This window comes from Kordia zhangzhouensis (assembly GCF_001005305.1).
Classification (GTDB): Bacteria; Bacteroidota; Bacteroidia; order Flavobacteriales; family Flavobacteriaceae; genus Kordia; species Kordia zhangzhouensis.
This window is the reverse complement of sequence record NZ_LBMH01000003.1, coordinates 634,273-658,311: the sequence shown is the minus strand read 5'-3', so window position 1 is coordinate 658,311 and position 24,039 is coordinate 634,273. Positions and strand designations below refer to the sequence as shown.

At 34.3% G+C, this 24,039-nt stretch carries 23 protein-coding genes; 17 read left to right on the top strand and 6 right to left on the bottom strand.

What is annotated here, in order from left to right:
* Positions 1-86: 86 nt before the first annotated feature.
* The 12 genes from AA088_RS06290 (at position 87) to AA088_RS06235 (ending at position 10,582) form a co-directional block, all read left to right on the top strand.
* Positions 87-1,298: an aminotransferase class V-fold PLP-dependent enzyme gene (locus AA088_RS06290; protein ID WP_046744076.1), complete on the top strand. Its 1,212-nt coding sequence runs from the start codon at positions 87-89 to the stop codon at positions 1,296-1,298.
* A 271-nt stretch (positions 1,299-1,569) separates the two neighbouring features.
* Positions 1,570-2,601, top strand: coding sequence for a zinc metalloprotease (locus AA088_RS06285; protein WP_046744075.1), 1,032 nt, complete (start codon positions 1,570-1,572; stop codon positions 2,599-2,601).
* A gap of 84 nt (positions 2,602-2,685) precedes the next feature.
* A complete protein-coding gene (locus AA088_RS06280) occupies positions 2,686-3,144 on the top strand; it encodes a hypothetical protein (RefSeq protein WP_046744074.1) in 459 nt (152 codons plus the stop codon).
* Positions 3,145-3,203: 59 nt separating this feature from the next.
* Positions 3,204-3,626: a SufE family protein gene (locus AA088_RS06275; protein WP_046744177.1), complete on the top strand. Its 423-nt coding sequence runs from the start codon at positions 3,204-3,206 to the stop codon at positions 3,624-3,626.
* Position 3,627: 1 nt separating this feature from the next.
* Complete coding sequence (locus AA088_RS06270) at positions 3,628-3,954, top strand: iron-sulfur cluster assembly protein (RefSeq protein ID WP_046744073.1); 327 nt, start codon at positions 3,628-3,630, stop codon at positions 3,952-3,954.
* A gap of 7 nt (positions 3,955-3,961) precedes the next feature.
* Positions 3,962-4,471, top strand: coding sequence for a DUF2480 family protein (locus tag AA088_RS06265; protein WP_046744072.1), 510 nt, complete (start codon positions 3,962-3,964; stop codon positions 4,469-4,471).
* Positions 4,472-4,584: 113 nt separating this feature from the next.
* Positions 4,585-5,508 carry a DUF3078 domain-containing protein gene (locus AA088_RS06260; protein ID WP_046744071.1) on the top strand — a complete coding sequence of 308 codons (924 nt, stop codon included), beginning with the start codon at positions 4,585-4,587 and terminating at the stop codon, positions 5,506-5,508.
* A gap of 114 nt (positions 5,509-5,622) precedes the next feature.
* On the top strand, positions 5,623-6,552 hold the full coding sequence (locus tag AA088_RS06255; RefSeq protein WP_052752802.1) for a DUF3078 domain-containing protein: 930 nt from the start codon (positions 5,623-5,625) through the stop codon (positions 6,550-6,552).
* A 209-nt stretch (positions 6,553-6,761) separates the two neighbouring features.
* Entirely contained in the window at positions 6,762-8,156 is a 1,395-nt protein-coding gene (locus AA088_RS06250) for a sensor histidine kinase (protein ID WP_046744069.1), read from the top strand.
* The gene (locus AA088_RS06245) at positions 8,156-8,869 is read left to right on the top strand and encodes a response regulator transcription factor (protein ID WP_046744068.1); all 714 of its coding nucleotides are present in this window, start codon (positions 8,156-8,158) and stop codon (positions 8,867-8,869) included. The genes AA088_RS06250 and AA088_RS06245 overlap by 1 nt, the downstream gene beginning before the upstream one ends.
* A 20-nt stretch (positions 8,870-8,889) precedes the next feature.
* Entirely contained in the window at positions 8,890-10,152 is a 1,263-nt protein-coding gene (locus AA088_RS06240) for a hypothetical protein (protein ID WP_046744067.1), read from the top strand.
* 223 nt (positions 10,153-10,375) lie between these two features.
* Positions 10,376-10,582, top strand: coding sequence for a hypothetical protein (locus AA088_RS06235; RefSeq protein ID WP_046744066.1), 207 nt, complete (start codon positions 10,376-10,378; stop codon positions 10,580-10,582).
* 81 nt (positions 10,583-10,663) lie between these two features.
* Here AA088_RS06235 and AA088_RS18215 read toward each other — a convergent pair whose 3' ends face one another.
* The 4 genes from AA088_RS18215 to hflX form a co-directional block, all read right to left on the bottom strand.
* Entirely contained in the window at positions 10,664-10,834 is a 171-nt protein-coding gene (locus AA088_RS18215) for a hypothetical protein (protein ID WP_156168446.1), read from the bottom strand.
* Positions 10,835-10,866: 32 nt separating this feature from the next.
* Positions 10,867-11,031 (bottom strand): hypothetical protein, encoded by a 165-nt coding sequence (locus AA088_RS18625; RefSeq protein ID WP_164484234.1) that lies wholly within the window; start codon positions 11,029-11,031, stop codon positions 10,867-10,869.
* 84 nt (positions 11,032-11,115) lie between these two features.
* Positions 11,116-11,277: a hypothetical protein gene (locus AA088_RS18620; protein WP_164484233.1), complete on the bottom strand. Its 162-nt coding sequence runs from the start codon at positions 11,275-11,277 to the stop codon at positions 11,116-11,118.
* A gap of 218 nt (positions 11,278-11,495) precedes the next feature.
* A complete protein-coding gene (gene hflX / locus AA088_RS06230) occupies positions 11,496-12,707 on the bottom strand; it encodes a GTPase HflX (protein ID WP_046744065.1) in 1,212 nt (403 codons plus the stop codon).
* An 83-nt stretch (positions 12,708-12,790) separates the two neighbouring features.
* Here hflX and AA088_RS06225 point away from each other — a divergent pair, with 83 nt between their 5' ends.
* The 5 genes from AA088_RS06225 to AA088_RS06205 all read left to right on the top strand — a co-directional run bounded on the left by AA088_RS06225 (position 12,791) and on the right by AA088_RS06205 (position 23,245).
* Entirely contained in the window at positions 12,791-13,753 is a 963-nt protein-coding gene (locus tag AA088_RS06225; protein ID WP_046744064.1) for an endonuclease/exonuclease/phosphatase family protein, read from the top strand.
* Positions 13,754-13,845: 92 nt separating this feature from the next.
* On the top strand, positions 13,846-19,281 hold the full coding sequence (locus AA088_RS06220) for a fibronectin type III domain-containing protein (protein ID WP_046744063.1): 5,436 nt from the start codon (positions 13,846-13,848) through the stop codon (positions 19,279-19,281).
* A 56-nt stretch (positions 19,282-19,337) separates the two neighbouring features.
* Positions 19,338-20,252: a PorP/SprF family type IX secretion system membrane protein gene (locus AA088_RS06215; protein WP_046744062.1), complete on the top strand. Its 915-nt coding sequence runs from the start codon at positions 19,338-19,340 to the stop codon at positions 20,250-20,252.
* A gap of 21 nt (positions 20,253-20,273) precedes the next feature.
* Positions 20,274-22,154: an OmpA family protein gene (locus tag AA088_RS06210; RefSeq protein WP_046744061.1), complete on the top strand. Its 1,881-nt coding sequence runs from the start codon at positions 20,274-20,276 to the stop codon at positions 22,152-22,154.
* Positions 22,155-22,384: 230 nt separating this feature from the next.
* Positions 22,385-23,245: a helix-turn-helix transcriptional regulator gene (locus tag AA088_RS06205; protein WP_046744060.1), complete on the top strand. Its 861-nt coding sequence runs from the start codon at positions 22,385-22,387 to the stop codon at positions 23,243-23,245.
* A 43-nt stretch (positions 23,246-23,288) separates the two neighbouring features.
* Here the strand turns inward: AA088_RS06205 and AA088_RS18210 are convergent, their stop codons facing one another.
* Positions 23,289-23,549 (bottom strand): class I lanthipeptide, encoded by a 261-nt coding sequence (locus AA088_RS18210; RefSeq protein ID WP_156168444.1) that lies wholly within the window; start codon positions 23,547-23,549, stop codon positions 23,289-23,291.
* 19 nt (positions 23,550-23,568) lie between these two features.
* Positions 23,569-23,835, bottom strand: a complete 267-nt coding sequence (locus AA088_RS18205) for a class I lanthipeptide (protein WP_156168442.1) — start codon at positions 23,833-23,835, stop codon at positions 23,569-23,571.
* Positions 23,836-24,039 lie beyond the last annotated feature (204 nt).

Sequence of the window (24,039 nt, the reverse complement as noted above, 5' to 3'; positions counted from 1 at the left end):
CTGTTACAGCTACAACTGATTTCCTTACAAAAGTGATAAAGGTTTATAAGAATAGTTAGTACCTTTGTAGCTTAGAAAAAGAAAACATGTTAGACATTCAAAAGATACGTAAGGACTTTCCGATTTTAGAACGACAAGTAAACGGAAAACCATTAATATATTTTGACAATGCGGCAACTTCGCAAACACCACAACAGGTAATTGATTGTATTGTAAATTATTATTCGCATTACAATGCGAATATTCATCGTGGTGTGCATACACTAAGTCAAGAAGCAACCGATGCTTATGAAGAAGCACGTATAAAAATTCAACAACATTTCAACGCTGCAAAGCCGTACGAAATGATTCTTACCTCAGGAACAACTGATAGTATCAATATGGTAGCTAACGGATTTACTTCGTTGCTCAAAAAAAATGATGAAATTATAGTTTCTGCTTTAGAACATCACTCGAATATAGTGCCATGGCAAATGTTATGTGAACGCACAGGTGCAATACTAAGAGTAATCCCTATGTTTGAAAATGGGCAGCTTGATATGGAGTCGTATACGTCACTGCTTACTGAAAAGACTAAAATTGTATTTTGTAACCACGTGTCAAATGCATTAGGAGTAATCAATCCAATCGAATTCATCATTGAAAAAGCACATGAAGTTGGAGCTGCTGTTTTGATTGATGGAGCGCAAGCTTCCCCACATATAAAAGCAGATGTACAAGCATTAAACGTTGATTTTTATGTGGCTTCAGCTCATAAAATATGCGGACCAACAGGTGTAGGTGTTTTGTATGGAAAAGAAGAATGGTTGCTAAAATTACCTCCATATCGCGGCGGTGGAGAAATGATTGATCAAGTAACCTTTGAAAAGACTACTTACGCAGGGTTACCTCATAAATTTGAGGCAGGAACTCCAAATATTTGCGGAGTCATAGCATTTGGTGCGGCACTTGACTATATGAATGGAATTGGTTTTGAAAAGATTGCTGCATATGAAGAAGAATTACTTCAATATGCTACAAAAAAATTGCTTGCAATAGGCGATGTAACCATATATGGTACTGGTAAAAAAACGGCTGTTATCTCATTCAATATAAACAATATTCATCCTTACGATATCGGAACAATTGTAGATAAACTAGGAATCGCTGTCCGAACAGGACATCATTGTGCACAACCTATTATGGATTTTTATAAAATTCCTGGAACAGTGAGAGCTTCATTTTCTTTTTATAATACCAAAGAAGAAATAGATGTATTTATTGAAGCTATTAAGAAAGCCAAAATGATGCTTTCGTAAAAACGAACTAAAAAAACTACTTATCTAAAGAATCGTGCCATTGGTCGATTCTTTTTTTTTGCGCATTCATAAAAAAAATAAATGCAGTTTATCGATTGCATTAGTATTTTTCACTTGCGAGTAAAATTAACATTTTATGATTTGTTTACATAAAAATTATTGATATCGTGCTATTTATCTAAAAATGTAGTGAATTTGTTAAATTTTTAACAAAAATAAATACATTTGACAGATTTTTTTATTAACCCAAAAAACTTAAATTAAGAAAATTATGAAAAAAATTTTTTTAAGCATGGCTGCTCTTGCGATGGTCATGGTATCGTGTAGCGATGATCAGGCTGCAACAACAAATGATGACTTACAAGGAGTAGATATGAGTAATTTCTACTTACGTACTGATGATGTAGAGACGAAAAATGCTGGAGGATGTTTTACAATGCAGCGATTGAATGCACAACTTGACAAAGATGCGGATCTTGCAGATAGAATGTTTGATATTGAGAAAAAATATCGTCAACGTATGTTAGCTAAAAAGCCAGGTAATGGCGGTGGTGGAAATGGTGGAGGAGATCCACAACCTCCAACAGACAATCTTGGTGTAGTGACAATCCCTGTATATGTACATGTAGTATATAGTAACAACAATGAAAATATCAGTGATGCACAGATCAATTCACAAATGGCTGTATTGAATGATGATTTTAGAAGAACAAACAATGATGCGAATCAAACGCCTTCATTATTTGCTCCTGTAGCTGCTGATACTGAAATTCAATTTACACTTGCAGGAGTTTTTAGACATGCAAATTCAAGAACTTCTTGGGGTACAAACGATTTAGTAAAATCAACGTATCCACCAGTAACACCTTCAACTCACTTAAATATTTGGGTGTGTAATATCGGTGGAGGAATTTTAGGATATGCTCAATTCCCAGGAGGAAATTCTGCAACTGATGGAGTCGTAGTTGGTCCACAATTCTTTGGGACAACTGGATATGTTGCCTCACCATTTGATGGTGGTAGAACTACAACTCACGAAGTAGGACACTACTTAAACTTACGTCATATTTGGGGAGATGGAAGATGTAATAGAGATGATTTTGTTTCTGATACACCAACTTCTGACAGACCAAACTACGGATGTCCTTCTTACCCTACAACTCACTGTCGTTCTACTGATATGACAATGAATTATATGGACTACACTGACGATGCTTGTATGAACATGTTTACTGCAGGACAAAAAAGTAGAATGCGTGGCGTATTAGTACCAGGAGGTGCAAGAGAAAACTTAGTGAATTAACCTAACATAAGTGCTAAATTTAATACGGAAAAGACGCCAATTGGCGTCTTTTTTTGTATCATTATATATTAAAAAATAAATACTATGAAATTTCTATTTTATGTTTTCTCAATAGTGATTCTTGCAAATGGCTGTAATGATGGTTCTTCTAAGGAACTAGCAACTAAAAGTGCGCAAGATAATATAACCATTGAATATGAGGCTTCTTCAAGAGGGTTTTATCAAAAAGTCAATTTATCTAAAGAAAATTTTTTACTTACTAATACACGAGATGGTAAAAACACAATACAACAAAATATGACTGCTGAAGATTGGAAAGAAATCATACAGTTGTTGGATAAAATTGATGCAGAAAAACTAAAAAACAACTATGTCAATCCAGACGATTTAGGACGAGATGCCGTTATTCCTGCCCTGTTAACTATCAACTACAAAGAGAATGTGGTAACCAATGTAGAGTTTGGGCATGGAAACCCACCAAAAGAATTGGACGCTTTAATGACAAAAATTGAAGCAATGATAAATGCAGTTGATAAACCGTAATAGATGTTGTATTTTTGCGTCAAAATAAAAACAATCGTGTAAAAACGAAGAACGAAATAATGACGATACAAGAAATACAAGCAGAAATAGTAGATGAGTTTAGCATGTTTGATGATTGGATGCAACGCTATGAATACATGATTGATTTAGGTAAATCGCTGCCACTAATTGATGAAAGCCTTAAAAAGGATGAAAACCTTATCAAAGGTTGTCAAAGTAAAGTTTGGGTTCATGGGGAAATGCAAGATGGAAAGCTTGTTTTTACAGCTGATAGTGATGCAATCATTACAAAAGGAATCATAGCAATTCTAATTAGAGCGTTTTCCAATCAAAAGCCATCAGCTATTATTGAAGCTAATACAAATTTTATTGATGAAATCGGGCTAAAAGAACATTTGTCGCCAACACGCGCTAATGGCTTGGTAAGCATGATCAAACAACTAAAGTTATACGCTGTCGCATATCAAACTCAACTCAATTAACATGTCAGAAATCACTATAGATACAGACGCTTTAGGCGAAAAGATTGTAAAAGTTTTAAAAACAATTTACGATCCAGAAATTCCAGTAGATATCTATGAATTAGGATTAATCTACGATGTTTTTGTAAATGAAAACTATGACGTGAAAATCTTAATGACATTAACGTCTCCTAATTGCCCTGTGGCAGAAACTCTTCCGTTGGAAATAGAAGAAAAAGTAAAATCACTCAAAGAAGTTAACAATGCCATTGTTGAAATTACTTTTGATCCACCATGGGATAAAGAACTTATGAGTGAAGAAGCTAAACTTGAATTAGGATTACTATAACAAGTGTATGGCAGACGAGATTATCAATAGAGTCGCACAAAGTAAACTAGTTACGATTGACCTTGAGGATTATTATCCTTCTGGGAAACGTGTGCTTTTTGATATTTCTGGTTGGTTAATGGAAGGATTGATTCTTCGCGAAAAAGAATTCAGGAATCATGTAGCAGAGCATGACTGGTCACAATACAAAAATCAATATGTAGCATTGTATTGTGCGACTGATGCAATCATTCCTGCTTGGGCATATATGCTGATAAGCGTACATTTGACACCTTTTGTCGAAAAAGTGATAATTGGCACTTTGGAGAATTTAGAAACGGCCATTTATCAAGAAGTCATTAATAATTTGGAAGTTTCAAACTATTTAAATAAACCTGTTATCATTAAAGGATGTGCAAACAAACCTATACCAGACAATGCTTACACGATGCTAATTGGTAAATTACATGGAGTTGCCAAAAGTATCATGTATGGAGAAGCATGTTCATCAGTTCCTCTTTATAAAAAGAAAATATAGCTCTATATATTTTGTAAAAATCTGAAATTCAAATAATTGTATAAATATTATTATTTTTGTGAACTGAAAAGCAACAGTTATATTTGCCGTCGCAAAAAAATAAAACAATACTTATGAAAAAAATCGTATTTGCAATTGTAGCGTGTTTAGGAATGAGTTCTATTCATGCACAGACAGTAGAAGAATTAAAAGCTCAAAAAGCAGAAAAACAAGCTGCTGCCGATGCTTTACAGGCGGAAGCAAATGCTATACAAGCTCAAATTGATGCACTACCAGGTTGGAAAATTGGAGCTTTTGGAGTAATTGGAGGAAGCCTTTCTGAATTTAATAATTGGTATGCACAAGGAACACCTAACAATGCTTCTGGGAATATTGGATTTACAGTAAATGGATTTGCGAATCTAAACCAAGAGAAATTTTTCTGGAACAATAGTTTAAATGTAAACTTAGCTTGGGTAAAACTTGATGATAAAGATGATCCAACTGATAGTGATGATTTTAGAGAAGCTACAGATGTATTTAATTTAACATCTTTATACGGACGAAAATTAAGTGAAAAATTTGCTGTTTCTGGATTGGTAGAATATAGAACTACAATTCTAAGTAACTTCAATGATCCAGGATACTTAGATGTCGGAGTCGGAGCAACGTGGACACCTATTAAAAACTTAGTAGTAGTTATTCATCCATTAAACTACAACTTTGTATTTAGTGATAATGACACCGTTTTTGAGTCTTCTTTAGGAGCAAAAATTGTAGCAGATTATACAAGAAATATTGGTAAAATTAACTTCAAAACAAATTTGTCGTTATTTCAGAGCTATAAGAGCAATGATTACTCAAACTGGACGTGGATCAACTCTTTTTCATATACTTTATGGAAAAGAATTGGTGTAGGATTTGATTTTGGACTGCGTCAAAATAAACAAGAAGCTGTCAACTTTAATCTTGCAAACGGGAACATAGGTACTACATTTGAAAATGTAGATAATAAACTTCAATCTTACTGGACTTTTGGATTGAGTTACAATCTATAAGGAATCCATTTTCAATAAAAATGAAAAGCACTTCAATATTGAAGTGCTTTTTTTATTTTTGCTTGGTATAATTTTTGATGCTGAACCTTCTTTTAAATATCTAAGACTAACTTTATGAAAAATGCACTAACCATCTGCCTATTTTGTATAAGTATGCTTCTTACTGCTCAAGAATCTCAAAAACGAAGAGAAGTAAAAGTTTTAAAAGGAGCAATTCGTAAATCAATCATACCTAAAAGAGATCCAATTCCAAAAGGTTGGCGTTCCGAAGGAAAGATATCATTTCTATTCAATCAAGCTGCTTTTTCTAATTGGGTTGCTGGAGGAGAAAATAGTATTTCAGGAACTTTAGGGCTTCATTACGATTTTAATTATCATCAAAAAGATTGGGATTGGGATAATAGAGTGATTGTTGCGTACGGATTAACTCAAACACGAAACAGTAAATTCACAAAAAAAACGGATGATCGATTTGAACTTAACTCTGTAATAGGAAAAAAAGGAAGAAATCATTGGTTCTATTCTGGGTTTTTAAATTTTAGAACACAAATAACCAAAGGGTTTCGATATACTACTAATGAAAACGGGAAAGAAATTCGAATGGAACATACCAATGCATTTTCACCAGCCTATGTGTCATTTGGACCTGGAGTTTTGTGGAAAAAAAATGATAATTTCAAATTCAATATTGCACCAGGAACTTCCAAAGTAACTATTGTTGATGACGAATTTACTTTGCCAAATGAAGAATATTTTGGTGTGGTTGAAGGAGAGTCTGTTCGTTATGAACTAGGAATGTATGCGTCTGGATACTGTAAATTTCCTTTATTGAATAATGTGATTATGGAAAATGTTGTCAACCTTTATTCAAACTATTTAGAAGATCCTAAAAATGTAGACCTTGATTATAGTGTAAATGTAGTGATGACAATCAATGAATATCTGTCAACAACTATAAATTTTCAAACCATTTATGACGATAACGCATTTAAAGGTTTCCAAACAAGAGAAGTTTTAGGGTTAGGTGTCAATTACGTCTTTTAAACAATCACCTGTAAGTTAATGGATAAGATATGAACCATTTCTATCTATTAACATTCAAAATATAAAACGCTGTAAACACATAGGTTTGCAGCGTTTTTTAGGTTAATGTTCGGTTAACGATATAAAATTTTATGGCAACCAGTAGGTGATTCGCTACTTTTGAAATGTAAAAACTGAGAAAACAGTTTGTGACAACCAACCAATCATACATGAAAAATAAAATCACCATATTAATAATTGCTTCAATTGCTACCTTAATTGCTCTATCGGGAATTCAAGCATATTTGATAGAAAACACTTATCAATTAAAAAAACGTGCTTTTATTCAAGAAACTGATGATGCAATTTCCGATATCGATAATCATCCTGAATTGGATTCACTTATGGATATTCTCGGAGAAGATTTAAGAGTGAATCTAGGGGATTATGAAAATGATAGAATCAGCAAAAAAACAGTAATTCAAAAATTGCGTACCGTAAGTGATAATATCAATACTCCTTACATGCAACGCTATCAAAAAGAATTGGATTCTATAAACTTAGGATATAAAATTCGTTACAAACGAGAGTTGGTTAGTATTGTTGTGTTTACTGGTGAAAAAAATGATACCATCTTTCCTTCTAGCAGTATGCAAAATGCTACTTTTTTAGGAGAAGATTTTAAAGATAAAGATTCGCATGTAGTTAAAAATTCAAGAACGTTTACTGAGTTTGATTTCATTACTCAAGAAAAAGACAGTGTTTTTCTAAATACTTTTGATGTGGAGCTGAAAACTCGTGATGTAATTCTTATTACCGACTGGAAAAGTATCGTTTTTAGACGTATGGCAACACTTTTAATCTGTTCTGTATTGCTTTTTTTATTTGTGGTAGGACTGCTATATTATTCAATCAAAAAACTCATCAATCAAAAGAAAATTACCGAAATCAAAACAGACTTTATTAATAATATTACTCATGAGTTAAAAACGCCACTAGCAACATTGAGTGTGGCATCCAAAAGTTTAAAAAACAAAGAAATACGAAACTCAGAAGAAGCTTTTGATAATACATTAGCAATTGTAGATAGGCAAAATACTAGGTTGCAAAAACTGATTGATCAAGTATTAACCAATAGTTTAAGTGCTAATGATATTGTATTATCTAAAGATTTGGTAACTGATACTGATTATTTCAATGACTTAATAGCAGATTTTAAACTCGCTACACAACAACATGAGCTAGAAGTTGAAAATAATATATGCTCGCAAGAAGTAGTATTGCGAATAGATACATTTCATTTTACAACGGCTATTATGAACATACTAGAAAATGCTGTAAAATATGGAAATAGCCCAACCAAAATTAGCATTGAAACATTTGTAAAAGGAAGCACCTATGTAATCAAAATTATGGACAACGGTCCTGGTATTAATCAAAAAGACCAACAGCAAATTTTTGACAAATTTTTCAGAGTAAGTCATGGAAATGTACACAATGTAAAAGGTCTTGGATTGGGCTTGTATTATACAAGTCAAATTGTGAAAGCTCATGATGGAGAAATAATAGTAGAAAGCGAAGTGCATAAAGGAACCACTTTTATTATTCAAATACCAATTCACTAATGGAACATACTAAAGTTTTACTCGCAGAAGACGATTACGATTTTGGAAGTATATTAAAACAATACTTGATGATTCACAATTTTGAAGTGATTTGGGCTAAGGATGGCGAAGAAGCATACACATTATTTATTGCAGAAGAACATCAAGGGGCAAAAGCTTTTGATATATGTGTATTTGATGTAATGATGCCTAAGTTAGATGGTTTTTCACTCGCTGAAAAAGTGATAGAACACGATCCGGAAGTGTCTTTTATTTTTTTGACTGCCAAAAAGATGAAGGAAGATAAAATACGAGGATTAAAACTCGGAGCCGACGATTATATCGTCAAACCGTTTGAAGCAGATATATTGGTATTGCGTTTGCAAAACATTTTAAAACGTACACAACGAAATCATCAATCATCAAAAAACGAACAACCCTTTTCTATTGGTGCGTATATTTTTGACAAGCAAAACTATCAATTACAATTCAACGGTACAATTCAACGAATTACTGAAAAGGAAGCGCAACTTATACAGTATTTCTTCGATCATAAGAACCAAATGGTGAAGCGAGAAGACGTTCTTGCAAACGTTTGGGGAAATGATGATTTCTTTTCTGGAAGAAGCATGGATGTTTTCATTAGCCGACTTCGGAAATATTTTAAAGAAGATCCAACAATTACCATTGAAAGTACTCGTGGAGTTGGACTTACATTTAAAATCAATAATTAATTCAAAAAAATCAAAAAACAATGAAAAATGTATTCATAGTAATCGCAATGTTTGCAACTCATTTAAGTATTGCGCAACAAGAGCCACCTTTACCACCAACTCCACCATCAACTTCTAGTTCTGTTAGTATCACAAGTAATAGTAGTCAAGGAGAAAGTACTTCAATTTCTATTAGTCATGATAATGATAGTTATAAACTAAGGGCTAAATTCCCTGAAAACAGGTATGATCGCTTAAAAAAATTAATAGAAAAAGAACTTGGCGGAAAAAATATGTTGCTCGAAAAAGGATATTCAAAATGGAGTAACGATGAAAAAGTATATGAAGTAAAACTTACAAAAAGAAGTTTGCGAATTTCAGTTGACTTAGAAGTAGCTTCACCAGATTTAGCTGAAAAAATTAAGGATCTCGGAGAAGATGTAAAAATGATTATTTCGGGTTCTAATGTTAATAGTGAAAAATTGCGTTTACAGCGTGAAGCTGATCGAAAGCGTCGTGAAGCCGATCGTATGCAACGAGAAGCAGAACGACTGGAACGTCAAGTTATGAGAGAGGCACGTCGCGTAGAACAACAAGTAGAGCGAGATGCGCAAAGAATTGAAAGAGATGCAGCGCGTATAGAAAGAGAAGCAAAACGTTTAGATAGGGAAGCTAAAAGAGTAGAAGAAAGGGCGCGTCATAGTGGAGGTGTGAGTAACTATATACAACGTTTGTTGGAAGACCCAAAAACAAAATATGTGCCCGTTTCTGGAGGGAAAATAAACTGGATTTGGCCAGAATTGCAAGAAAATCTATTAGCTCAACTAAAAAAAGATGCGCTAGTTGAAAATACAAACGAAGTTACTTTTACAATAGAAAAAAATCGCATGTATGTTAATGGTTCAGAGCTTACTCAAGTTCAGTATGCTAAATACAATAAAATGTTCCTAGATGCGGGAATGCAGTCAAATACTGATTTTTCTTTTTACAAAAAAGAAGACCATATTGTCATTGTAGGGTTGAATGCTCGAATCAAAAAAGTATTTAATGACTTATATAAAAAAGGATACATTGACTCTACAGACGAACCGGTAAAATTATTAATCAATGGAAATTCAATTAATCACAATGGTCGTGTATTATCTCAAAGCAAACTAGCTTCTTTTAATGCAATTCTTCGAGATAACGGAATTATTCCAGCGCCAGGGAAATATATTGAAATGAAAAAAGCAGGGAGTTATCGATTAGGATACACGTTGGGAAGTAATGGAAATGTTGGAACTTGGATAGAAGAAGATAGATAAAATAGAGTCAGATTTCAAAAGATATACGTGTCATTTTATAAATTGAATACATGCAAATTACAAGTCAAAAATTACGAAGCATTCGTGTGTAAACTATTGATATGTTTGAGGTTGTAGTTTTTGTATATACTGTGCGCTTTATAAAATAGTAATTACTTTCCTTGTGCTCTACAGTAGATTGATGTTGTTTTACACAAAATAAAACAATCAAAATTTACATCTTATGAAAAAACAACAAGTAAAAAATTTATCGTTGAGAAAAAGAGAAATTTCCAATTTGAATGCCTCTGCTCTAGAGGGAGGAAAAGGAGTAAGAAGTATTGATAGTCCATGTGCTACGCAAACTGAATTCCCAACTTGTGGTGTTGAAAGCATTAAAAATGTGTGTATTACTCAAACAGAATACCCTACATGTAGAAATTGCATATAATTTAAAGTATATAGGTATTATCAAAAAAAGTCAGAAGCAACGTGCTTCTGACTTTTTCTATTGTATAAAATACTGAAAATTCTAGTATGGATTAGGTGGAGGACAATAGTAACAAAAAGTTCGTGCCGTTGGATCGGTACAAGTTAAGGGCCCGCCTGTGTTTTCTGCTTTTCGCAATCCTCCAACTACTTTTTCTCCTAAACTTGAAACGGCTTTCTTGTTTAAAGAGAGTTTTTTAATATTTTTTTTCATGATTTTAAGTTTTAGTTGTTAACTATATATTTTTATCGTTGTCCAGGACATACAAAACAAAGAGTTAATGCAGTTGGTCCTGTTGGCCCTGTTGTATAGGTGTCGGTGGTGTCATCTTGACGACGAAGTCCGCCTTTAACAGTAAGGTTTGATACTTCTTTTTTGTTTAAGGCTAATTTTTTAAGGTTTTTTTTCATTTTAATTAGTTTTATAAAAGTGAACGATCTAACAAATATTTAGATCTAGAAAACTTTTCAAGTAAAACAAGTTTACTTTTAGACTTAGTTGAAAGTTGTTGGAGGACAATCAAAACATCTTGTGTTTGCAGTAGGATCGTTGGTTGGTAATCCATCTCCTGCTCTTCGCAAACCTCCTTTAATAGTTGAAGTTAAACTTGAAACTGCTTTTTTGTTCAGTGAAAGTTTCTGTAAACTCTTTTTCATCTTATTACTCGTTTTAAATTATTCCTACTCGTGCGTTTTTCGGATACCACGTAAGTGCTTGTGAAACTTCCAAAAAAAAAGAAACACAAACATGCTTGTTTTAGAAAAAGAGGGGAAAGGACTAATGGCAAATTAGTTGACAATTTGCGCTTTAGCTATTGAAAGATACATAAAAAAAAAGGAAATCATATAAAAGATTTCCTTTTTCTTGCGATTTCTTATTCTATATCTTCGTAATCTGGATAAAGAAAATTATTGTAAGGAAAACGAGTTACATGTATTTCGCGTACTACATTATATACTTTGTGTTTAAACTCGTCTAAGTTTTCTTTGTTGATAGCAGAAATAAATAGCACATCTTCTGCTGAAGAGTTCATCCATGTTTTTTTCCAGTCTTCAAGGGTGTAATGTGCTTTGGTTTTTTCAGTTATAAGATCATCATTATCAATGGTTTCATGTGTATAAGCATCAATTTTATTAAAAACCATTACGGTAGGTTTATCTGCACTGTCTATTTCACCCAAAATCTGATTTACAGAAGCAATATGATCTTCAAAATTAGGGTGTGAAATATCTACAACATGTAGTAATAAGTCAGCTTCACGCACTTCGTCAAGTGTGCTTTTGAAAGAATCAACCAATTGTGTAGGAAGTTTTCGAATAAAACCTACGGTGTCACTCAATAAAAATGGCAAATTCCCAATCACAACTTTTCGAACAGTAGTGTCTAGTGTAGCAAATAATTTATTTTCTGCAAACACTTCACTTTTACTAATCACGTTCATTAGTGTTGATTTTCCAACGTTTGTATATCCAACCAGTGCTACACGTATGAGAGCTCCTCGATTTCCGCGTTGTACAGCCATTTGCTTATCAATCGTTTCCATTTTTTTGCGAAGCAAAGCAATTTTGTCACGAACAATACGTCTATCAGTTTCAATTTCCGTTTCTCCAGGTCCACGCATTCCAATTCCACCTCGTTGGCGTTCTAAGTGAGTCCATAATCCTGTTAATCGCGGTAATAAATATTGGTATTGCGCCAGTTCAACTTGTGTTCTAGCATAGCTGGTCTTGGCACGTTGTGCAAAAATATCTAAGATTAATCCCGTTCGGTCAATGATTTTACATTTTAATAAGCGTTCAATATTTTTTTGTTGAGATGGAGACAGTTCGTCATCAAAAATTACAGATCCAATATCATTCGAATTGACAAAAGCTTCTACTTCTTCCATTTTCCCTGTTCCAATAAATGTTTTCGGATTCGGAATATCAATTTTTTGTGTAAAACGCTTTATGACTTCACCACCTGCTGTATATGTTAAGAATTCAAGTTCGTCCAAATACTCTTTTGATTTAGTTTCGTCTTGATCTTTAGTGATAACTCCTATAAGGATAGCACGTTCGTATGCAATAGATTTCTTTTCTAACATAATTAAATAAAAAAGCAAAGTTACACATTTCCTTTCTTGAATTTAGTACTTTTATACTTTATAAACAGACTTTTATTGCATTTATGGAGTATAAAAATACAATCCAAACATACCATACAGTCGCTTTTTACAATCTTGAAAATTTATTTGACACAGAAGATGATAAATATGTGTTGGACGATGATTTTTTACCTACTTCTGATAAAAGGTGGACTCCCAAAAGATATGATAAGAAAATCTACAAATTAGGTTCGGCAATATCAAGCCTTGGGCCAGATGATAGTGAAAATGCACCTGTGATTATTGGTGTAGCAGAGGTTGAAAATAAAAAAGTTTTAGATGATTTGATAGATTCTAAAAAAATAAGGGAATTTGAATATGATTATGTACATTATAATTCACCAGATGAAAGAGGTATTGATGTAGGTTTGTTGTATCAAAAAAAGTACTTTCAAGTAATCTATTCAGAATCTATACCTATTATTATATATAATGAAGAAGGAATTCGCGATTTTACAAGAGACACCTTATATGTAAAAGGACTATTAAATAATGAGCCTATACATATATTTGTGAATCATTGGTCTTCTCGGAGAGATGGTGCTGAAGAAACAGCATATAAAAGAATCAAAGCTGCAAGTGTCGTTAGAGAAAAAATAAATTATATACATACTGAGGAATCAGATCCACATATTATTATAATGGGTGATTTTAATGATGACCCAACCAGTACAAGTATTCAAAAATATTTAATGGATACAGACCTATATAATCCTATGGAAAAATTATTGACTATATATAAAGGTAGTCTTAATTATAGAGGTGAATGGAATTTGTTTGATCAGATTATATTTTCTACCAACTTTTTTGATTACAAAAAAGGAACTCACAGTTTTGCAACTGCAGATATATTTGATGAACACTTCTTAACTCAATGGAAAGGGAAGTATAAAGGGAACCCTTTTAGAACATATGTAGGTAAAAAATATCTTGGAGGATATAGTGATCATTTCCCCGTGTACATTCGTTTAAAATTCAATAGCTAAATCATTATTTTTTTCAACTAAATTGTTAAAGTAAAGTTAAGTTTCCATTTTTTTACTATTTTTAGGGCTACTAACTATTAACCAACTTTTTTATGAAAAAAATTACCTTGTTATGTATGTTAACGTTCCTATGTACGTTATCATATTCTCAAGTATTAAATCAGCCCGCAAGTTGGCCTAACACGAATTGGTCAGTAACAGGGACATATGCAACAGATCCGACAGCTTTTGAATCAGATCCAACAACATCAGCAAACTTTGCTTTTGATGATGATGATGCAGGAAACGGTGTTGCCAACACTATTGCCGCAGAATCAGATGTAATTGATATCACTGCTGCAGTAACTGCTGGTGAAACATGGCTTACGACAACTGTTGATTACACATATAATGATTTAGGAGGTACTCTAAATTTGGAGTATTGGGACGCAGATGCGTCTGCTTGGGTAGTCTGGCAAACGTTTGTAGGTTCTGCAAACCAACCAAATGACAATTTTTGTGGAGGAACAAGAGATTCTTTCACAAGTAATCCACTTGATGTAGCTGGATTTACTGCGACTCAGCAATCAGGTTTTCGCTATCGTTTGTCATTTGATGACGCTGGTGGATGGCAATGGGGGTTTTGTTTTGACTCGCCAACTATTGCCTCTTCAATGCCGCCTTCTTGTTTAGATATTTCAAACTTAACTTCTGCAAATGTTACGGACAGCACTGTAGATATTAGTTGGGATGCAAACAACGGAGAAACAGCTTGGGAAGTGGCAATTCAAGCAGCAGGTACAGGAGTGCCTGCAGGAGCAGGAACTGCTGTTACAACAAACGCTCCATACAACGCTACTGGATTAGCGCCAATTACAGCTTATGAAGTATATGTAAGAGCTGATTGTGGAACAGATGGATTTAGTAACTGGGTTGGCCCTATCAACTTCACAACATTAAATTCACCACCACCAGCGCCTGTAGGAGTTACTTGTAGTACAGGAACTTCTTCTTATATTTTTACAGAAGATTTTGATAGTAATCCACCATCAGGATGGACAGGAACTGGTTTTGACGGTTCTAATGGAAACTGGGATATTGCCGCTGGAGGAGCAAACTCCTTCGGTACTGGACCTTCAACTTCTTTTAGTGGAGGAACACACCTAGAATATGAAGCGTCGGGTAACTCAACTGCTATAGCTTCTGCAATTAGTCCTGTGATTGATTTATCATCTGCAACAGATGGGGCTGAATTGTCTTTCTATTTACACGCATTTGGTGCTGACATGGGAACACTAAATGTTAACATTGGAAACTCACCAACAGGTCCTTTTACCAATATATATACATGGTCAGGCGATCTTCAAACAGCTGATACCGATGCATGGGTTCCTGTAGGAGTTAATTTAGATGCATACTTAGGACAAGTAGTATATTTAGAGTTTAGTTACGGTGGAGCTGGAACTGGATTTGAAGGAGATTTATCAATAGATTTGGTACGAGTAGAATCTTGTGGTTCTTTCTGTATTGCTCCTTCTGCATTGGCTACTTCTAATATTACGGATAGTGCTGTAGATATAGCTTGGACAGCTAACAACGGTGAAACACAATGGGAATATATAGTACAACCAGCGGGAACAGGTGTTCCAACAGGAGCAGGTACAGCTATAACAACAAATCCATTTACTATAACAGGAATTAACCCTAGTACAGATTACGAAATTTATATAAGAGCTATATGTGGTCCAGGAGACGAGAGCGCTTGGGCTGGCCCTGTTAATTTTAGAACACTGAATGCACCGCCGCCACCACCAGTGGGTGTAACGTGTGCAACAGGTACTTCTTCTTATATTTTTACAGAAGATTTTGATGATAACCCGCCATCGGGATGGACAGGAACTGGTTTTGATGGTTCTAATGGAAACTGGGACATAGCTGCTGGTGGAGCAAATTCATTTGGGACAGGTCCTTCCGCTTCTTTTAGTGGAGGAACACATTTAGAATATGAAGCTTCAGGAAACGCTACAAATATTGCTTCTGCGATAACTCCTCCAATCGATTTATCATCAGCGACAGATGGAGCTGAACTATCTTTCTATATGCATGCCTTTGGAGCAGATATGGGAATATTAAATGTTAATGTAGGAACATCTCCAACAGGTCCTTTTACAAACGTATATTCTTGGGGAGGTGATTTACAAATTGCTGATACAGATGCTTGGACTCCAATAGGAATTAACTTAGATGCATATTTAGGTCAAGTTATTTATGTAGAATTTAGTTATGGTGGAGCTGGAACTGGATTTGAAGGAGATATGTCAATTGACTTTGTGCGAGTAGAATCATGTGGGGCTTTTTGTATTGCTCCTTCAACATTGGCAACATCAAACATTACAGCAAACAGTGTAGATTTAGGATGGGTAGCTAATAGTGGTGAAACGCAATGGGAATATGTGGTGCAACCAGTAGGAACAGGAGTTCCAACAGGATCAGGTACTGCAACTATGACAAACCCAGTTACAGCAACAGGTTTAAATCCAGATACTGAATATGAAGTATATGTAAGAGCTATTTGTGGTCCAGGAAGTGAAAGTACTTGGTCAGGGCCAATTACATTTAGAACATTTGTACAAGTTGATTGTGCTGCAGGTACTATAAATAATGTATTCTGTTATGATAGTGGAACAACTCTTACTTTTAATTATGCTAGTTCGGATGGAACGTCAACGCTTGCAGTTAGTGTAAACTCAGGAAATGTTGAAAACTTCTTTGACGAATTTAATGTGTACGATTCAGATGGTGTCACATTATTATATTCTGGATACGGAAATGCGGGAGATCTTGCGGGACTTACATTTGAGTCTACAGGAAGTACAATTACTATAGAAGTAACTCCTGATGGATCTATTAGCTGTCAATCAAGTGGAAATATTCAACCAATTGATTTAACAATTGGATGTATTGATCCAACAGCACCACCATCATGTGTGTCTTTAACGTCTCCAGTTGACGGAGCAACCGCTGTTGAAATTGATCAAAATATCACATGGGGATCTGCTATTGGTTCTCCTGCAGGATACATTTTAAGTGTTGGAACAACTCCGGGAGGTACAGATGTAGTAAATGGAATTGATGTAGGAAACGTGAATACATATCTTTTAGATACTGATTACAATACTACTTATTACGTTACTATCCTTGCTTACAACGGAAATGGTTTAGCAACAGGATGTACAGAAGAAAGTTTTACAACAAGACCTGATCCAAATCAAATATTTAATTTGGTATGTGCGAATGGTCCTATCAATGTGAATCACTGTTATACAAATAATGATGACAATACATTTACATTTACAAGTGATACAGGATTCCCTATCAGACTTACATTTGCTTCAGGAACAATAGTTGATGATGACGATGTAATTACGTTCTACGATGGATCTGATAACACATTCCCAGTAATTTTCTCTGGAAATAATGCAGGAGATTTAACTGGATTAATAATCGAGTCTTCTGGAGGAAACTTATTCATGGAAGTGAACAGTGATGGATTTACAAGCTGTTCTACAGGATCTGGTACTCCTTGGGATTGGACTGCAGAATGTCTTACTTGTTTCAAACCAACAGCAACGTACACAGTTGTAGAAGACTGTGCTGAAGGAGATCAATTCTTAGTAGATGTGGAAATTCTTACAACAGGTGATGCAAACTCTATAACTATAACGGATGACTTTGGAAGCCCTGCACAAGTAGTAACTGCACCAGGTGTATATACCTTTGGTCCATATCCTAACGCTACTGAAATAGTGTTTACTGTAGCAGATACTGATGATAACAATTGTGTACTTACAAGTGATCCTAAAACACAAGCATTTTGTCCAGACCAAGCGTGTGGAATCATTAATGCAGGGTATGATCAATTACAAGAGTGTGATGAAACATCTACAGATTTGTCAGCAACATTTATGGCAAGTTCCATCACATCTGACACAAGTACCTATACAATCAGTGACTTACAATGTCCTCCTGATAACTTAACAGGTTTACCAACATCAATTACGTTAGATGATAGATGGTCTTCTATTATTGATTTAGGATTTGAGTTCTCTTTCTTTGGAACTACATACAATCAGGTAATTATTGGAGCTAACGGATTATTATCTTTTGATATCGCTGATGCAGGAAACTTCTGTCCATGGAACTTTGCTCCAACAGATTTACTGCCAACACCAAACGTGCCAACAAATGCAATTCATGGAGCTTTCCACGATATTGACCCAAGTGTTGCTGGTGATCACTACATTGAATATGCAGTAGTAGGAACAGCGCCATCAAGACAATTTAAGGTAACATTCTTCGAAGTGCCACACTTTGGATGTAATGATATTACAACAACTCAACAGATTATTTTATATGAATCTTCTAATGTTGTTGATGTAATACTTATCGAAAAACCATTCTGTCCAACATGGAATGATGGAGGAATCGCAATAGTAGGAATTCAAAATGCTGCTGGAACTGTAGGATATGCTCCTCCAGGAAGAAACAATGGAGTATGGGAAGTTACACAGCAAGAATTGTGGCGATTTGTGCCAGCTGGAAATCCAAACTATACATTCGAATGGTTGGATGAAAACAATAACGTAATTAGCAATAATACTGATATTACAGTATCTCCAACAGAAGATACTACATATACAGCTTCTATTACGTATGCTTTAGCAAATGGATCGTTGGTTACTTTAACAGATGATGTAACAGTAACCGTGCAAACAAACCCAGAAGTGGTTGCTACAGAAACATTACAAGTTTGTGATGACGACTTTGATGGTGTAGCAGAGTTTGATCTTACAGTTCAAGATGCAAACATCATAGGAACGCAAACTGATGTAACAGTATCTTACTATGAATCTTTAGCAGATGCTGATGCAGGAACAAATATGCTTGTAGATCCTACTGTGTACTCTTCTTCAGGTGGAACTGTGTATGTTCGTATTGAAGATAACAATACTGGATGTTACGGAACTGGAGAATTCCAAATCGAAGTATTGACACAAATAGATCCATCAAATATTGGATTAGAAGGTGAGTGTATCAACGATGAGTATACTATCACAGTATCACCTCTTAATGGAGGATTTGATCCTGCAACAGTAACTTATGAATGGTCTGGTGGTTCATCAACGAACAATACAGGAGCTCAATTCATTGCTACTGAAGATGGAGAATACACTGTTACAGTAACTACAGCAGATGGTTGTTCAAGTTCACAAACATTTACAGTTATAAATTCTATGTGTTCATTCCCTCAAGGAATCTCTCCAAACGGAGATAACCTAAATGATTCTTGGGATTTAAGAGCTTTTAGAGTTAGAGAACTAGAAATATTCAATTCACATGGACGTTCAGTTTACAAAAAAATGAACTATACGAACGAGTGGACTGGACAAACGAATGATAATGATGCTTTACCAGTAGGAACTTATTTTTATGTATTAAGACTAGAAAATGGTGAAATGAAGAATGGATGGGTTTATCTAAATAAATAACATTCATTGCATAGAAACTAAAAATTATAATCCTTAACAACATTATACATCATATCATGAAGAACATATATATCGCACTATTTGTATTACTTTTTGCACTACCATCGCATGCGCAACAAGATCCACAGTACACACAGTACATGTACAATATGGCAGTCTTAAATCCAGCGTATGCAGGGTCAAAAGAAGGAATATCTTTAGGAGCATTATACAGAAATCAATGGACTGGATTCGATGGAGCCCCAAGAACGTTTACGTTCTTTGGGCATTCTCCAGTCGGAAAAAATGTAGGACTTGGTTTATCAATTATTTCAGATCAAATTGGTCCTGTAAAAGAAACGAATACATATGCAGATTTTGCATATACCTTAAACCTTGGAGGCTCACATAAATTGGCTTTTGGAATTAAAGGAGGATTGACATTTCACGATATCGGATTGCTTGATATCAATCCAACGTTAATTGACCAAGGTGATGAAGCATTTTCTAGCAATGTGAATGAAACTACATTCAATTTAGGAGCTGGACTTTTCTATTATACAGATAATTATTATTTAGCATTATCTGTTCCTAACTTTTTGAATGGAAAACATTTAGATGTAAATGGAAGAACTTATGGAACTGAAGTGTCTCACTATTTCCTTACAGGAGGTTACGTGTTCCAAGTTAGTCCAAACACCAAGATTAAACCATCTTTCTTAGTAAAATCTGCATTTGATGCACCAACATCGTTCGATTTGAACTTGAATGCATTATTCTACGAAAAATTTGAAATTGGGGCTTCTTACCGTTTGGATGATTCTTTCAGTGGAATGGTCAACTTTGCGATTAACCCGAGATTACGAATAGGATATGCCTATGACGCAGTAACATCAGAAATCTCTTCTGTTGCTAATGCATCTCACGAAGTATTTTTATTATTTGACTTATACTTCCCGAGAAAAATTTCTCGTTCGCCAAGATATTTCTAAAACCTAATACGCCTAAAGAAAATGAAAAAATTATATATATTATTCTTAATTCTAGCAACATCAAATATCTTTGCTCAGAATGAAAAAACCAAAAAAGCAGACAAGCTTTACAATAGGTTAGAGTTTGTAAAAGCGGCTGAGGAATATGAAGAAATCGCTATTGATGATGCTGATGCTTATGTGTATGAACAACTGGCTAATTGTTATTACAATCTTTTTAAAACAGAAGATGCTGAACGTTGGTACAGACAAACAATTGAAGAAGGAAATAGCAAAGCAGATGTTTACTTTAAGTACGCTCAAATGCTAAAGGCTAATGGGAAGTACGAAGAGCATAACAAGTGGATGTCAAAATTTGCTGCCGCTAAGCCAAATGATCAAAGAGCTATTGCATTCAACAAAAACCCAAATTACATTCCGCAGATTTTAGCAAAAGTGACAAAGTTTCAAGTGAAAAACGCTGAAATTAATACACAAAACTCTGATTTTGGAGCACTAGCTGTTGGAAATACAGTATACTTTACGTCAACTCGTGATGGAGGTAGAACGTATGGATGGAATGGACAACCGTATCTTGATATTTATATGGCTAGCTATGCTGGTGATGGAGAATTATCGAAGCCACAAGCACTTTCTAAAGATATTAATACCAAGTTTCACGAAGGAACAGTAAGTTTTTCACCAGATAACAAAACAATGTACTTCACACGTGAAAGTTATTACGATGGAAAATTTAAAAAAGATGAAGAAGGGAAAGGAACGTTAAACTTGTATACAGCAACTATGGCTGATGGAGAGTGGACAAACGTACAACCTGTTCCTTTTAATAATGATGAATATTCTGTAGGACATCCATCTGTAAGTGCTGATGGTAAAACATTGTATTTTGCTTCTGATATGCCAGGAGGATACGGTCAATCAGATATTTACAAAGTAGCTATCAATAGCGATGGAACTTTCGGTGAACCAGAAAATTTAGGAGCAGATATTAATACTGAAGGAAGAGAATTCTTCCCATTTATTAGTAACAATAATACATTATACTTCTCTTCAGATGGACACTTAGGAATTGGAGGATTAGACGTATTTGCTTCAAAAGTTGATGGAAATTCATTTGGAGCTGTTCGTAACTTAGGAACACCATTAAACAGTAATTCCGATGATTTCTCATTTACATTTAATGAAGAAACTAAAAAAGGATTTGTCGCTTCCAATCGTGACGGAGGAAAAGGAAGTGATGATATTTATGAAACTACATTAATCAATCCTATCTGTGATGTTGATTATGTAATTAATGTAACAGACAAAGAAACTGGAGCTGCATTGAGTGGAGCAAAAGTAGTATTAGCTGACGATCAAGGAAATGCTGTAGGTTCTAAAATGACAGACGAAGAAGGAAAAGTTGTTTTTAAAGTAGAATGTGATAAATCATCGCAAATTGAGGCAGCTATCCAAGGATATGTTCCTCAACAAATTGATGTAAATAGTGGAGACGCTCCAGAAAAAGTAATCAACATCGCATTGGCTCCTATTGAAGAAATCATTGAAGATGTAATTGTGTTAAATCCTATCTATTTTGAATTTGATAAACACAACATTACTAAAGAAGCTGCATTTGAGTTAGACAAAGCATTAAATGCAATGACAAAATATCCTAACATGGTAGTGAAAGTAGAATCACATACTGATGTAAGAGGTTCGGCTTCTTACAACCAACGTTTGTCTGAGCGAAGAGCTAAATCAACTGTTCAGTACCTTATTTCTAAAGGGATAGATGCTTCTCGCTTGAGTAGTGAAGGAAAAGGAGAATCTGATCCACTGATTGATTGTGGAAAGAATTGTACAGACGAAGAGCATCAAAAGAATCGTCGTTCTGACTTTATTATTGTTAGCAAAGAATAATTTTTAATCATAGTCATAAAAAACCTGTAACTCTGTTGCAGGTTTTTTTTATGTTTAAATTTTCCCTAAAAAAAGAATGGCAATCAACGAAAAAAATTAACACTTAAACGTCAAAACCAAGTATTTCTACCGTTAAATATTAAAGCATTTAATTCTACATTTGAAAAGTATGTAAATGAACTTTATGTGATTTCCCCTAAATGCACTAGTACACCAGAAATACCTTTACAGTGACTGCGACACATGAAAATATTCTCATTGGAAGTGATACTTCTACATCTTTGGCAAGTATTTTAAAAAGTTTGCAAGAAGTTGAGCAATATAGTTTTATTACAACTACTCGGATGTCTGATATGATACAATTATCTAAATCGATTAATCCCATATTAATTATACTAAGCTTCCGAGACAATCAAAATGTTATTAACTCATTAATGGCATACAGTAGAGAGTTTTTTATTCCTGTACTATGCTTAACGCAGCAAAATCAATATAAGAAGTTACAATTGCCTAATGCGAATATAATATTTACGCTGTCCTACGAACATGGCATTAAGCTCAATAATTTAGGTGTCAATGTGCGTAGCATCGTACAGATGACACAAAAAAGAAAAAAAACGTCAGAACAAAACTCTTCCCAACATTCGCTTCAAACGCATAAGCAAGTAACAGATCTTACCAGATATACACTTGAGCTTGATCAAAAAAAAGCAATGTTAGATAAAATTAAAGATCGTATCAAGCAATTATATGCTGAAGTAGACGATTCTACTAAAGTGCAATTAATGTCTATCGTAAATACAATAAAAATAGCGCGCAATGATCGGAAGCATTGGGATGATTTTAAACGATATTTTGAAAACATCAATCCAAACTTTCTAAAAAAATTAAGTACCAAATTTCCATGTCTTACCGCCAAAGATTTAAAATATTGTTGCTACTTGAAAATGAATATGTCCAATGAAGACATTCGGCTTATGCTCGGAATCAATCAAGAAAGTGTTCGTACGCATAAATATCGTTTAAAGAAAAAAATGGTACTTGCAAAAGAGCAAGATTTACGTAATTACATACAAACTTTTGTGAATTAAAAAAGAAGCTGTTTTTATAACAGCTTCCTTTCAAAAAATATGATTAGCAAATAAATTGAGAACCACAACCGTCAACTAACGATGGGCAGTCTAATGTTAATGGACAATCCAAAGTTTGTGGACATAAAGCCGTTTGCGGGCACAACAAAGTTTGTGGGCAATTTAAAACGGTTCTAGGACACAGCAAAGTTTGCGGACATGCCAACGTAATGATAGTACCTCCATTTACTTGACCTTCTTCTAATTTTGAAATTACACTTTTATTAAGTGATAACTTCTGAACACTTTTTTTATTTTTTTTCATGATTTTTAATTTTTAATGATTAATAAGGACAGGCAATAGTGTTTATAGGACACGCTAATGTTTCTATTGGACATACTAGAGTTTCAATAGGACAATTAATTCTTGTCACAATTGGACACGCAATGGTTTCAATTGGACAAATTAATGTATCAGGACAATTAAGTCTAGTATTAATAGGACACAACAATGTTGCTGGAGCACCTCCATTTACCTGATTGTTTTCTAAATTTGACACCACATTTTTGTTAAGTGTCAACTTTTTTAAACTTCTTTTCTTTTTTTTCATGGATAGTAAGTTTTTTAAAGGTTTATATTTCTGTAAAACCGCTACGTAACAGCCTTACAAAGTTTGATTAAATTAGGCAGTTGAAAAACAGCTTTATAGATACTTTTTTTAAGTGTTTTTCCTGTATTTCAATTAGGAAAAACACGGTCGCTGATGTCATCCTAACTTTCATTTTAATATATTTGAGTAACCAAACAAGTCTGT